Source organism: Actinomadura soli (genome assembly GCF_005889715.1).
GTDB lineage: Bacteria > Actinomycetota > Actinomycetes > Streptosporangiales > Streptosporangiaceae > Spirillospora > Spirillospora soli.
The window spans coordinates 56,955-69,281 of the sequence record NZ_VCKW01000005.1; the positions used below are offsets into that span (position 1 = coordinate 56,955).

Annotated in this window: 11 protein-coding genes; 6 read left to right on the forward strand and 5 right to left on the reverse strand. The window is 72.8% G+C overall.

Annotated features, from left to right (window positions below; all coding sequences use genetic code 11):
• Positions 1–4: 4 nt before the first annotated feature.
• Both ETD83_RS02180 and ETD83_RS02185 read right to left on the reverse strand, forming a co-directional pair.
• Positions 5–772, reverse strand: a complete 768-nt coding sequence (locus ETD83_RS02180; RefSeq protein WP_138643338.1) for an SDR family NAD(P)-dependent oxidoreductase — start codon at positions 770–772, stop codon at positions 5–7.
• A 64-nt stretch (positions 773–836) separates the two neighbouring features.
• Complete coding sequence (locus tag ETD83_RS02185) at positions 837–1,493, reverse strand: NADPH-dependent F420 reductase (protein WP_138643339.1); 657 nt, start codon at positions 1,491–1,493, stop codon at positions 837–839.
• A 98-nt stretch (positions 1,494–1,591) separates the two neighbouring features.
• On the opposite strand from ETD83_RS02185, the gene ETD83_RS02190 reads away from it, so the two are divergent.
• Positions 1,592–1,963 carry a winged helix-turn-helix transcriptional regulator gene (locus tag ETD83_RS02190; RefSeq protein WP_138643340.1) on the forward strand — a complete coding sequence of 124 codons (372 nt, stop codon included), beginning with the start codon at positions 1,592–1,594 and terminating at the stop codon, positions 1,961–1,963.
• Here the strand turns inward: ETD83_RS02190 and ETD83_RS02195 are convergent.
• A complete protein-coding gene (locus ETD83_RS02195; RefSeq protein WP_138643341.1) occupies positions 1,950–2,732 on the reverse strand; it encodes an enoyl-CoA hydratase/isomerase family protein in 783 nt (260 codons plus the stop codon). The genes ETD83_RS02190 and ETD83_RS02195 overlap by 14 nt on opposite strands.
• 151 nt (positions 2,733–2,883) lie before the next feature.
• Here ETD83_RS02195 and ETD83_RS02200 point away from each other — a divergent pair, with 151 nt between their 5' ends.
• Positions 2,884–5,859, forward strand: a complete 2,976-nt coding sequence (locus ETD83_RS02200; protein WP_138643351.1) for a DEAD/DEAH box helicase — start codon at positions 2,884–2,886, stop codon at positions 5,857–5,859.
• Positions 5,859–6,644, forward strand: coding sequence for an SWIM zinc finger family protein (locus tag ETD83_RS02205; protein ID WP_138643342.1), 786 nt, complete (start codon positions 5,859–5,861; stop codon positions 6,642–6,644). Before ETD83_RS02200 ends, ETD83_RS02205 begins: the two co-directional genes overlap by 1 nt.
• Before the next feature lie 58 nt (positions 6,645–6,702).
• Here the strand turns inward: ETD83_RS02205 and ETD83_RS02210 are convergent, their stop codons facing one another.
• Positions 6,703–7,851 (reverse strand): sensor histidine kinase, encoded by a 1,149-nt coding sequence (locus tag ETD83_RS02210; RefSeq protein WP_205717447.1) that lies wholly within the window; start codon positions 7,849–7,851, stop codon positions 6,703–6,705.
• 114 nt (positions 7,852–7,965) lie between these two features.
• Between ETD83_RS02210 and ETD83_RS02215 the strand changes: the two genes are divergently transcribed.
• Positions 7,966–8,199, forward strand: coding sequence for a helix-turn-helix transcriptional regulator (locus ETD83_RS02215; protein WP_138643344.1), 234 nt, complete (start codon positions 7,966–7,968; stop codon positions 8,197–8,199).
• Positions 8,196–8,768: a hypothetical protein gene (locus ETD83_RS02220; protein ID WP_138643345.1), complete on the forward strand. Its 573-nt coding sequence runs from the start codon at positions 8,196–8,198 to the stop codon at positions 8,766–8,768. Before ETD83_RS02215 ends, ETD83_RS02220 begins: the two co-directional genes overlap by 4 nt.
• On the opposite strand, the gene glgP is transcribed toward ETD83_RS02220, so the two are convergent.
• Positions 8,765–11,407, reverse strand: coding sequence for an alpha-glucan family phosphorylase (glgP, locus tag ETD83_RS02225; protein ID WP_138643346.1), 2,643 nt, complete (start codon positions 11,405–11,407; stop codon positions 8,765–8,767). The genes ETD83_RS02220 and glgP overlap by 4 nt on opposite strands.
• A gap of 152 nt (positions 11,408–11,559) precedes the next feature.
• Here glgP and ETD83_RS02230 point away from each other — a divergent pair.
• Positions 11,560–12,327 (forward strand): maltotransferase domain-containing protein (locus tag ETD83_RS02230; RefSeq protein WP_138643347.1); only part of this gene is annotated, 768 nt, incomplete at its 3' end.

Sequence of the window (12,327 nt, forward strand, 5' to 3'; positions counted from 1 at the left end):
TCCGTCACCTCGTGTCGGCGGCCTGCTGCCACATGCGGTTCACGGCGGCCCTGAGCAGCGGCCTCGGGACGAGCCGGAGGGCAGGGAACGCGGCCTTGTACTGCATGCCCGGGATGCACAGCGCGCGTCCGGTGGCCACCGCTTCCAGCCCTGCCTTCGCGACGTCCTCGCGCCGCAGCCACAGCAGGTTGGACGGGACGCCGTCGTCCGTCCGCGTGAACCCGGGGCACAGCGCCGTCACGTGGACGCCCTTCCCCGCGACCTCGGAGTGCAGGCTCTCGGAGAAGGACGCCACGTACGCCTTCGTCGCGCCGTAGGTGGCGCTGCCGGGCGACGGCGCGAACCCCGACATCGACGACACGTTCAGGACGCCGCCCCGCCCCCGCTCGACCATCCCCGGCAGGACCGCGTGGGTGAGCCGGACCAGCGCGGTCACGTTCAGCTCGACCTGCGCGAGCTGGTCGTGCAGCGGCGCCTCCGCGAACGCTCCAAAAGCGCCGTGGCCCGCGTTGTTCACCAGAAGTTCCACCGGGTCGGTGATCAGCCGTCCCTCGACCTCGGCGCGCTGCGCGGGGTCGGTCAGGTCGGCCGCCAGCACCTCCACCGCGACGCGGTACCGCTCGACCAGCTCGCGGGCCAGGCCGTCCAGCCGCTCGGCCCGGCGCGCCACGATCACCAGATCGGTGCCGCGGCCGGCGAGGAGGCGGGCGAAGCTCTCACCGATCCCGCTGGACGCACCCGTCACGAGCGCGGTGCGGTACGCGTGTCGCATGGCGGCAGATGCTATCGGCGGAACTTGACAAGGCCGGGCGGCTCGCCCAAGAAACTGTGGAGATTCACCCAGATGTGGGCCGCGGGTCGCCGCCGGCGTATTCGGGCGGCGTGACCATGGCGGACGGGTCCTCGCCCGCGACCCACAATCCGACCAGGAACGCCGTGGTCGCCTCCAGCAGCCCGGCCCGCTCCAGCCCGCCGCCGGCCATCGGCACGCACCCCAGGTCGGCCACCAGACCGCGGACCACCGCCAGCGCCTCCTCGTCGTCCCCGCACAGCGGGACGCCGAGCGGCCGTCCGCCGAAGACGGGCGGTGTCATCCGCCACACGCTCTCATGGCACAGGTTGAACGCCTTGACCACCCGCGCGCCGCTCGCGTCGGCGACGCGCCGCGCGGCCGACGGGCCGCCGTCCGTCTTCAGCGTCTCGAACGGCGGCTCCATCGGGTTGGTGCAGTCGATGAGCACCCGTCCGACGAGCGGGCCCGCCTCGCGCAGGACGTCCTGGACGCCCTCGTACCAGACGGCGAGCAGGATCACGTCCCCGAACTCGGCCGCCTCGCGGAGCGTGCCGCCCGCCGCTCCCCGGCCCACCCGCTCCGCGAGCGCGGTCGCCTTCCCTGGCGTCCGCGCACCGAACCTGATCTCGTGACCCTTGCGCGCCCATTGCGTGGCCAGCGCGTCCGCCATGTTCCCCGCACCCAGCACACCGATCCGCATGATGAACCTCCCCGGTCGATTACCGTCGGACGGGACGCTAAGCGGTCCGTTCGGCACCATCCGGTACGTATCGGGCGCGGCAGAATCACGGGGTGCTCATGGACGAGATCCGGCTCGACGAGATCCGGTACGCGGCCGACTGCCAGACTCGGCTCGGCCTCGACCTGCTGTCCGGCACCTGGACCGGCGTCGTCCTGTGGACGCTGCGCAACGGCCCGCTCCGCCCGCGCGAACTCCAGGACCGGATCGGCGGCATCAGCCACAAGGTCCTGAACGGGACGCTCCGCCGCCTCGAACAGAACGGCCTCGTCACCCGCCGCCGCTACGCAGAGGCGCCGCCGCGCGTCGAGTACGGCCTGACCGAGCCGGGACGCGGCATGCTCGAACCGCTCGTCGCCCTGAGCCGCTGGACGGAGCAGTACGCCGACGAGGTCCTGACCGCCCAGGAACGCGCCCTCAGCGACCGGTGAACTTCGCCTTGCCGGGGCCTTCCTCCATGAAGCTCCGCATGCCGCTGGCCTGGTCCTCGGTGGCGAACAGGGCGGCGAACTGCGTCCGCTCGATCTCCAGCCCGGTCTCCAGGTCGACCTCCAGGCCCGCGTCGATGGCCTGCTTGGCGGCGCGCAGCGCGATCGCGGGCCCGCCGACGAAGGTCGCCGCCCACTCCTTGGCGGCCGTGTAGACGTCCGCGTCCGGGACGACGCGGTCGACCAGCCCCATCGCGAGGGCCTCGTCCGCCGCGACGTGCCGCCCGGAGAAGACCAGGTCCTTGGCCTTGGACGGCCCGATCAGCCGGGACAGCCGCTGCGTCCCGCCCGCCCCGGGGATGATGCCGAGCTGGATCTCCGGCTGCCCCACCTTCGCGCCCTCGCCCGCCACGCGGAAGTCGGCGGTCAGCGCGGTCTCCAGGCCACCGCCGAGCGCGTACCCGGTGATCGCGGCGATCACCGGCTTGGGGATCCCGGCGAGCGCCCGCGCGAAGTCCTGCAGCAGCCGCGAGTGCCCCGCGGACATCTGCGCGTACGACATCGGCGCCATCTCCTTGATGTCCGCGCCGGCCGCGAACACCTTCTCGCCGCCGTAGAGGACGACCGCGCCGACGGCGTCGTCCTGCGTGACCTGCCGGGACGCGTCGATCAGCTCCCGCTGCATCTGGGCGTTCAGGGCGTTCATCTTCGGGCGGTCCAGCCTGATCGTCGCGATTCCGTCCTCGACCTCGACCCGTACGAACTCGCCCACGGCGACCCTCCTGCGTATGAACGGCCCTGCACTGAACTAACTGGAATGTCCCGAGCCTAACGCGGCGGTTCGGGCCCGCAGTGACGGCAGTCGGGCGGGCGACAGCAGTCATGGGCAGGGACGTCGGAGGCTGCTGATAGCTTCGGTGACCATGCTCGTCGCCCACGCCACCTGGCATGGCGGTGCGCTGTGCCTTTGGGCCGAACGCACCGGCCCGTACGAGTTTTCACCTGACGTCCACCCCTTCGCGACCTGCGACTTCGCCGGGACGTCCTATGAGCCGCTCGTCCGCTCCGCGTTCCGCGTCGAGCTGACGATGTCGCTGCCCACGGCCGGCGACCATCCGCTGCCCTCCGCCGAACTGGGCCCCGAGCCGGTCTCGGGCGAGCCCGAACTGCGTCCGTGGCGGGTGCCCGCGCTCGTCCTGGAGCCGTTCCCCGCCATGGCCCTGCTCCAGGCGGCCGAGCACAGCGCCGACGTCGTCCCCGGCACCGACCTGCGCTTCCTCTGCATGGTCGCGGACGAGGCCGTCCATCTGACCGGGCGCGGCCAGGTCCTGCCCGCGCTCGTGCGCGAGGACGGCGACCTCGTGGCCCGCTGGCGGCCGGTGATCGACGACCCGGCGCGGTTCCGGGCGCTGGCCCGCGCGATGCCCGCCGCGTGCCGCGCCGCGGACGGCGGCCGTCCCGCGGGCGAGGTGCTGCGCGAGGCCCTGTCCGGCCTGGTCGACACGGCCGTCCGGGGCGTGGTGCCGCATCCGCTGCTGGTGTCCCGGCGCAAGGTCCCCGACCGGCTGCCGCTCGCCGAGCGCTGGGTGGCGGCGCTGACCGGCCCGTCCCCCGAGGTCGCCCGCGAGCCCCGCGACGACCCCGACGACCTGATCGCCGAGCTGGACGCGTGGGCCGCCGGGGCGCGCCGCCCGTCCGGCCCGCTCCGCGCGTGCTTCCGCCTCGCCGAACCGGACGCGGACGACGATTCCGACTCCTGGCGCATCGAGTTCGCCCTCCAGGGCACCGACGACCCGAGCCTCTACGTCCCCGCCGCCCTCGTCTGGGCGGGCGAGGCGGCCTCGATCGCGAACGCCGAGGAGACGCTCCTCACCGGCCTCGGCCGCGCCCTGCGCCTGTTCCCCGACCTGGCCCGCGCGCTGGACGGCCCCGAACCCGCCGAACTCGTCCTCGACACCGCGGGCGCGTTCCGCTTCCTCCGCCAGGCGGCCCCGATGCTCGCCGCCGCGGGCTTCGGCGTCCTGCTCCCGCAGTGGGCGGGCAAGGCGAAGCTCGGCATGAAACTGACGACGCGCGGCGACGACCCCGAGGCGTCGTCCGGTTCGGCCGTGGCGTCGGGCTTCGACATGAAGGCCGTGGTCGACTTCCGCTGGGACCTCGCCATCGGCGACGACAGCATCGACGAGGCCGAGCTGGAGGAGCTCGCCCGCCTCAAGACGCCCCTCGTCCGCCTCCGCGGGCAGTGGGTCGAGCTGGACGAGCGGCAACTGGAGGCCGCGCTCGACTTCCTCCGCCACCCCCGCCGCGGCCGCATGACCGCCGCCGAGGCGATCCGCGCGGTGGTCCACGCGGGCGACGACACCCTCCCCCTCACCGGCGTCGACACGGACGGCGCCCTCGGCGACCTCCTCTCCGGCGAAGCCGACCGCCGCCTCACCCCCATGCGCACCCCCGAAGAGCTGGACGCCGAACTGCGTCCCTACCAGGAGCGCGGGCTCGCCTGGCTGACCTTCATGGACGGTCTCGGGCTGGGCGCCCTGCTCGCGGACGACATGGGGTTGGGGAAGACCATCTCCGTCCTTTCGCTGCTCGTCCACGAGAGGGAGGACGGGGCGGGCCCCGACCCGACGCTGGCGATCCTGCCGATGTCGCTGGTGGGGAACTGGCAGCGGGAGGCGGCCCGGTTCACGCCGAAGCTGCGCGTCTACGTCCACCACGGGACGGGGCGGCATCGCGGCGAGGATCTGGTCGAGGCCGTGGCGGCGGCCGATCTGGTGCTGACCACCTATGGAACGGCGACGCGGGACGCGGAGATGCTCGCGGGGATCGCGTGGGGACGGGTCGTCTGCGACGAGGCGCAGGCGCTCAAGAACAGCGGGACGCGCCAGGCCAGGGCCGTGCGGAGCATCCCGGCGCGGAACCGGATCGCGCTCACCGGCACGCCGGTGGAGAACCATCTCACCGAGCTGTGGTCGATCATGGAGTTCGCGAACCCCGGGCTGCTCGGGCCGCGCGCCGCGTTCCGGCAGCGGTTCGCGATCCCGATCGAGCGGGACGGCGACGAGCGGGCGGCGCTGGCGCTGAAGCGGGCGACGCAGCCGTTCGTCCTGCGCCGTCTCAAGACCGACAAGTCGATCATCTCGGATCTGCCGGAGAAGCAGGAGATCAAGGTCTACTGCAACCTGACCACCGAGCAGGCGTCGCTCTACCAGGCCACCGTGGACGACATGCTCGCCCAGATCGCCGAGGCGGAGGACTCCCGGCGCCGCGGTCTCGTCCTGGCGACGATGGCGAAGCTCAAGCAGGTCTGCAACCATCCGGCGCAGCTGCTCAAGGACGGGTCGCGCCTCCCCGGCCGCTCCGGGAAGCTGGAACGCCTTGAGGAGATCTGCGCCGAGGTGCTGGAGCAGGACGAGAAGGCGCTCGTGTTCACCCAGTACGCGGAGTTCGGGTCGATGCTCCAGCCTTATCTGGCGGCCCGGCTTGAGCGGACCGTTCTGTGGCTGCACGGCGGGACGTCCAAGCAGGCGCGGGACGACCTCGTCCAGCGCTTCCAGGACGACGCCGAACCGTCGATCTTCCTGCTCTCGCTGAAGGCCGCCGGGACGGGCCTGACCCTCACGGCCGCCAACCACGTCGTGCACGTGGACCGCTGGTGGAACCCCGCCGTCGAGGACCAGGCCACCGACCGCGCGTTCCGCATCGGGCAGACCCGCAACGTCCAGGTCCGCAAGTTCATCTGCGTCGGGACGATGGAGGAGCGCGTCGACGAGATGATCGAGCGCAAGAAGGCGCTCGCCGACTCCATCGTCGGCACCGGCGAGGACTGGCTCACCGAACTGTCCGTGGCCGAGCTGCGGGACGTCCTGCGCCTGTCGCCCGAGGCGGTGAGCGACTGATGAGCGAGGGCGTCGAGGGCATCAGGGCCCGGACGAAGCGCGGGTCGATCGGGTCGCAGTGGTGGTCGCGCCGTTTCATCGACCTGGTCGAGTCGTTCGCCGACAAGGGGCGCCTCCAGCGCGGCCGCACCTACGCGCGCAAGGGCAACGTGGTCGACCTGAAGGTCGCCCCCTACGAGGTGACCGCGAGGGTGCACGGCTCGGCGCCCGAGCCCTACGAGGTGGCGCTGAGCATCGAGGCGATCGACGCGGACGGCTGGCGTGCCGTCGAGGCGGAGCTGGCGTCCCGGGCGGTCTTCCGGGCGCGGCTGCTCGCCGGGGAGATGCCGCCGGAGATCGAGTGGGTGTTCGCCGAGCTGGGCCTGGCGCTCTTCCCTGGCTCGGCCGCCGACCTGCACCTGATGTGCGACTGCCCCGACTGGGGCGACCCGTGCAAGCACGCCGCGGCGGTCTTGTACCTGCTGGCGGAGGCGTTCGACGACGACCCGTTCCTCATCCTGCAGTGGAACGGCCGGGGCAGGGAACAGCTCCTGGCGGCGCTGCGGCGCGGCACCGAGACCGCGCCCGACCCGTTCGAGATGGAGGACGTGCCGCTCACCGCCGCCGGTTTCTGGACGCCCCCGTCCGGGCTGGGCCGCCTGCGCGACCGTCCGGCGACGCCGCCCGTCCCGCCCGGTTTCGTGCTTCAGGTGGCCACTCCCCCGCCGATCAGGATCCGCCGCCGTCCGCTCACCGACGTGCTGGCCTCCGTCTACGAGGCCCTCGCCGCCGAGCCGGATGGGTGAGCGGTTCGAGGGCGACGGGCCCGCGAGCCTCTGACCAGGGGCTCAGCGGGCGCCGTGGTCAGGCGGGGAGGCGGGCGTGGATGGTGAAGCCGCCGCCGGGGCGGGCGGCCGCCTCGAAGTCGCCGCCCAGCGCCTCGGCGCGGTCGCGCATGCCGCGGATTCCGCTGCCGTCCCCGGACGGGGCGGTCGTGGGCGCGCCGTCGTCGTGCACCTGGACGGTCACGTCGCCGGTGCCGTAGCGGATGCGGACGACGGCCGCGGACGCGCTGGAGTGCCGCGTCACGTTCGTCAGGGCCTCCTGGACGATCCGGTACGCCGCGAGGTCGGCCTCGGCGGGCAGTGACCGGGGGTCGCCCTCGACCTCGGTCCGGACGCTGAGGCCGGCGGTGGCGAGGCCGCCGGTCAGCTCGTCCAGCCGGGCGAGGCCGGGCGCGGGGCTGACCGGCGCGGCCTCGTCGACGCGGCGCAGGACGCCGAGGGTGGCGCGCATCTCGCGGAGGGTGTCCTTGCTGGCCTGTTTGATCGCGACGAGGGCGTCCTCGGCGCGTTCGGGTTCGCGGCGCAGGCCGTGCAGCGCGGCCGTGGCCTGCACGTTGATGAGCGAGATGTTGTGCCCGAGGACGTCGTGGAGCTCGCGGGCGATGCGCAGCCGTTCCTCGATGGCGCGGCGGCGGGCCTCCGCCTCGCGGCCCCGCTCGGCGGCCCGCGCGCGTTCCTCGGCCTCCCGCAGGTAGGCGCGCCGGTTCCGGACGACGCCGCCGACCGCGATGACCGCGACGAACCAGCCGGCGAGCAGGAACCCGGCCGCGTCCGCGAGGTGGTTGGTGCCGCCGCGGACGTCGCCGTACATGGTCGCGGCCATCGAGAGCGTCACGAGGACGCCCGCGACGACGAGGTGCCCGGCGGCGGACACCGAGTAGAGCGCGATCACGAACGTGATCACGACGGGGCCGTCCGGCTCGGTGACCGGGTAGTAGAGGGAGCAGGCGGCGAACGTGACGATGGCGACCGCGACGGGATGGCTCCGCCGGAAGTACACGGCGCCGCACGTGACCACGAGCAGGATCCAGCCGAGCCAGGGCATGGGCCCCCGGCCGTCCTTCTCGATCACCGTCAGGACGGCCCCGACCGTGACGACGAGGCATCCCGCGGTCAGGAGCAGGTCGGCGGAGCGGCCGCGCGGCGGCCACCAGTCCGGAGCTCGCACGAATCCATCCTGCCAGGCCCCGGACGCTTGCATCACTGCGATGAAATATAGTACTTCTACTATCGATGGTCGCAGTGATGTAGCAGATGATCGAATTCTCCATACGAGGTGGTCATGGACAAGGAGACCGTCTACAACCGGATCACGGTGCTGCGGGCCGAACGCGGCGTCTCGCGCCGCGACCTCGCCGCCGCGCTGGGCGTGCACTACCAGACGGTCGGCTACCTGGAGCGGGGCGAGTACAGCCCCAGCCTGCACCTCGCCCTGCGCATCGCGGACTACTTCGAGGTGCCCGTCGAGGTCGTCTTCTCCCTGAAACCGTTCCCGAGAATCGGAGGCACGCCATGACGAGCAAGACGGCCCAGTGGCTGGAGCGCTCCCGCCGCAAGCGCTCGGACCGCCTGGCCGCCCTTGAGGACGAGATGGAGCGCCGCATGCCCGCCCGCTACGCGCGCCGCCGTCCCCGCAGGGTGCTGGCCGGGGCGGGCGCGGTGACGCTGGGCCTGCTCTGGGTGGACGCCGCGGTGTCCTGGGTCATCGCGCCCAGCGACACCGCGGTGATCGTCAACCTGGTGGTCCTGGGCGTGCTGGTCGCGGTGGGCCTCCCGCTCGCGACCCAGCTGGTCGCCCTGACTCGGGGCCTGACCGCCAAGCGGGCGCGGGAGCTGGACGAGCGCCAGCTCACCGCGCGGCTCCGCGCCTTCGCCACCGCGCACCGGGCGTCCACCGTCGTGATCGCGGCCGTCCTGCTGGTGACGATGGCCGCCGACCGCGACGGCCGCGAGTCGCAGATCCCCGGCGCCGCGCTGTTCCTGATCCTGTTCGCCCTGCTGGTGACGCACATCTTCCTGCCGCTCATCGTCGCCACCTGGCAGATGACCGACCCGCCCATCGAGGACGACGAGGACCGGCCCTAGCGCAGGTCGCCGTTCGTCATGCCTTGGGGGGCGGGTGGCAGGGCGACCAGGCCCATCTCCGCACGGCCCGACAGCATCGGGTGGCTTGGGACGATGCGGACGCTGTAGCCGAACGCTCCGCTGCGCCCCAGCGGAACCTCGCCGACATAGCGGACGCGTCCGTTCTCCGCCGGTTCGCCGCCGTCCAGTTGCAGGTAGGACGGGTCGATCAGCGCGTCGGAGTCGTCGACCCGGCCGTAGACGACCTCGACGGCGACGTCGTCGGGCGCCAGGCCGCCGAGCTCGGCGACGACCCGCACCGACAGGCGCGCCCCGACCTGCGGGCCCTCCGCCCCGTTCGACTCGACGTGCTCGACCGCGACCCCCGGCCACGCCTTCCGGACCCGGTGCTTCCACGCCGCCAGCGCGCGGGCGCCCGCGAACTCGTCGGCGGCCATGGCCCGCGCGGACACGGCGGCGGGGGCGTACAGCTCCTCGACGTAGTCGCGCAGCATCCGGGACGCGAGGACCTTCGGGCCGAGGGTGGCGATGGTGTGCTTGACCATCTCCAGCCAGCGGCGCGGCAGCCCGTCGGCGTCGCGGTCGTAGAACGTGACGGCCACGTGGTCCTCGATCAGCTCGTACAGCGCGGCGGCCTCCAGCTCGTCCCGCCGGTCGGGGCCCGCGAGGCCGTCGGCGGACGGGATCGCCCAGCCGTTCTGGCCGTCGTGCCACTCGTCCCACCAGCCGTCGAGGATCGACAGGTTCAGCGCGCCGTTCAGCGCCGCCTTCATCCCGGACGTGCCGCACGCCTCCAGCGGGCGCAGCGGGTTGTTCATCCACACGTCGCAGCCCTGCACCATCAGCTGCCCGAGCGCCATGTCGTAGTCGGGCAGGAACACGATGCGGTGCCGGACGTCCTCCGACTCGGTGAACCGCACGATGTCCTGGATGAGGCGCTTGCCGCCCTCGTCCGCCGGGTGCGCCTTCCCCGCGATGACGATCTGCACCGGGCGGTCGGGGCTCAGGAGGATGTCGCGGAGCCGGTCCGGGTCGCTGGTCATCAGCGTGAGCCGCTTGTAGGACGGGACGCGCCGCGCGAACCCGATCGTCAGAACGTCCGGGTCGAGGGCGTCGTCGATCCAGGAGATCTCCGCCTCGCTCGCGCCGCGCTGCCGCCACGACTCGCGGAGCCGGCGCCGCGCCTCCTGGACGAGCCGCCGCCGCAGCGTCGCGCGGATCCGCCACAGCTCGGTGCCGGGACGGGCCCGCACCTCCTCCCAGCCGCGCCCGGACTCGACGATGGACGGCAGCTCGCGGGCGGCGAGCTCCAGGATCTCGCGGGCCACCCACGTGCCCGCGTGCACGCCGTTGGTGATCGAGCCGACCGGGACCTCGGCGGTGTCGAACCCGCCCCACAGCCCGCCGAACATCTCCCGGCTGACGCGTCCGTGCAGCTCGCTGACGCCGTTGACGCGCTGCGCCAGCCGCATCCCCATCACGGCCATGTTGAACACGGTGCGGTCGCCGCCGGGGTAGTCCTCGGCGCCGAGCGCGAGGACCCGCTCGACGGGGACCTGCGCCTCCTCGTTCGCGCCGCCGAAGTACCGTCCGATCAGGTCGCGGGGGAACCGGTCGATGCCCGCCGGGACGGGCGTGTGCGTGGTGAACACCGTGCCCGCCCGGGTCGCCTCCAGCGCCTCGTCGAACGTCAGGCCGTCCTCGGCCGCCAGCTCCCGGATGCGCTCCAGGCCGAGGAACCCGGCGTGGCCCTCGTTGGTGTGGAACACCTCCGGCGCCGGGTGCCCGGTGATGCGGCAGTACGCGCGGATCGCCCGCACGCCGCCGATGCCGAGCAGCATCTCCTGCAGCAGCCGGTGGTCGCCGCCGCCCCCGTACAGCCGGTCGGTGACGTCCCGCGCGGGCTGGTCGTTCTCCTCGACGTCGGAGTCGAGGAGCAGCTGCGGGACGCGTCCGACCCGCGCGATCCAGATCTGCGCGTGCAGGCCGCGGCGCTGCGCCTCACCTCCAGGGCCGCGCCCCGCCGCCCCCGACGGGAGCCCGATGACGACACGGACGGGCGACCCGTCCTTCTCGCGGAGCAGGGTCAGCGGCAGGCCGTTCGGGTCGATCGGCGGGTAGCGCTCCAGCTGCCAGCCGTCCGGCGACAGCGACTGCGAGAAGTAGCCGTGCCGGTAGAGCAGGCCGACGCCGATGATCGGGACGCCGAGGTCGCTCGCGGTCTTCAGATGGTCCCCGGCGAGGATGCCGAGGCCGCCGGAGTACTGCGGCAGCGCGGCCGTGATCCCGTACTCGGGCGAGAAGTAGGCGATGGAGTCCGGGGGTCGTCCCCCCGCGGTGAAACGCGACTGGTACCAGCGCGGGGCGGTCAGGTATTCGTGCAGGTCGTCGGCGGCGTCCTGGAGGCGGCGCAGGAACCGCCGGTCCGTCGCCAGCCGTTCCAGCCGTTCCGGCGCGACCTCGCCGAGCAGCCTGACCGGGTCGTGGTGGACGGCCGTCCACAGCGCCGGGTCCACCGCGCGGAACAGGTCGAGCGTCTCGTGGTGCCAGGACCAGCGCAGGTTGAGGACCAGCTCCTCAAGCTGCCGGAGCGGCTCCGGAAGGACGGTGCGTACCGTGAAACGTCGGATTGCCTTCACGCAACGTCACGCTATGCGGTGCGGTCCGGTGGCGCGACAGGCGGGGTTGCGTGTACGGGTCATCGCGCAAAGTCACCGGAACTACTCGGTGGAAATCGCCCCGTCCCGGGCAGGGGGACGTTTTGGAGATTTCGCACGGGTAGGGGTGGCACATGCACGTCGAGTCCGGGGCGTCCAGCGAGACCGGCATTCCGCGGCTTGGCCGCATTCCGATCCTTGAGGTGGCGCCGGTGGTGGGGTGTGGCCGGTGGCCGGCGAAGGCGGTGGTGGGTGAGTCGGTGGTGGTGTCGGCGACGGTGTTCCGTGAGGGGCATGAGCGGTTGGGTGCGGCGGTGGTGTTGCGGACGCCGGAGGGTGAGGAGTTGCCGGGTGTGCGGATGAGTGAGGTGGGTGCGGGGTTGGACCGGTGGTCGGCGATGGTGACGCCGACGGTGATGGGGTCGTGGTCGTTCCGGGTGGAGGCGTGGGGTGATCCGATCGCGCATTGGTGGCATGACGCGCGGATCAAGGTGCCGCGGGGCCAGGACGTCGACCTCATGCTCGCCGAGGGTTCGCTGCTGTTCGCGCGGGCGGCCGAGGCCGTCCCCGGCAAGGACCGGCCGGCGGTGGAGCGGCTCGCCAAGTGCCTGGGAGACCAGACCGTCCCGGTCACCGACCGGATGGACGCCGTGGCCGACCCGACCGTCCAGGACGTTCTGGAGCGTCATCCGTTGCGGGAGTTGCTGACCGTCAGTGACTGGTACCCCCTGGCCGTCCACCGCCAACGCGCCCTGTACGGCGCCTGGTACGAATTCTTCCCCCGCTCCGAAGGCGCCACCATCGACCCCCTCGCCCGCCGCGGCCCCACCACCGGCACCCTGCGCACCGCCACCAAACGCCTACCCGCCATCGCCGACATGGGCTTCGACGTCATCTACCTC

Bases quoted from the DNA above. Each gene is read 5' to 3' on its own strand.
- ETD83_RS02180 (WP_138643338.1), bottom strand. From the start codon at position 772: ATGCGACACGCGTACCGCACCGCGCTCGTGACGGGTGCGTCCAGCGGG.
- ETD83_RS02220 (WP_138643345.1), top strand. From the start codon at position 8,196: ATGACGAGCAAGACGGCCCAGTGGCTGGAGCGCTCCCGCCGCAAGCGC.
- ETD83_RS02185 (WP_138643339.1), bottom strand. From the start codon at position 1,493: ATGCGGATCGGTGTGCTGGGTGCGGGGAACATGGCGGACGCGCTGGCC.
- ETD83_RS02205 (WP_138643342.1), top strand. From the start codon at position 5,859: ATGAGCGAGGGCGTCGAGGGCATCAGGGCCCGGACGAAGCGCGGGTCG.
- ETD83_RS02215 (WP_138643344.1), top strand. From the start codon at position 7,966: ATGGACAAGGAGACCGTCTACAACCGGATCACGGTGCTGCGGGCCGAA.
- ETD83_RS02190 (WP_138643340.1), top strand. From the start codon at position 1,592: ATGGACGAGATCCGGCTCGACGAGATCCGGTACGCGGCCGACTGCCAG.
- ETD83_RS02200 (WP_138643351.1), top strand. From the start codon at position 2,884: ATGCTCGTCGCCCACGCCACCTGGCATGGCGGTGCGCTGTGCCTTTGG.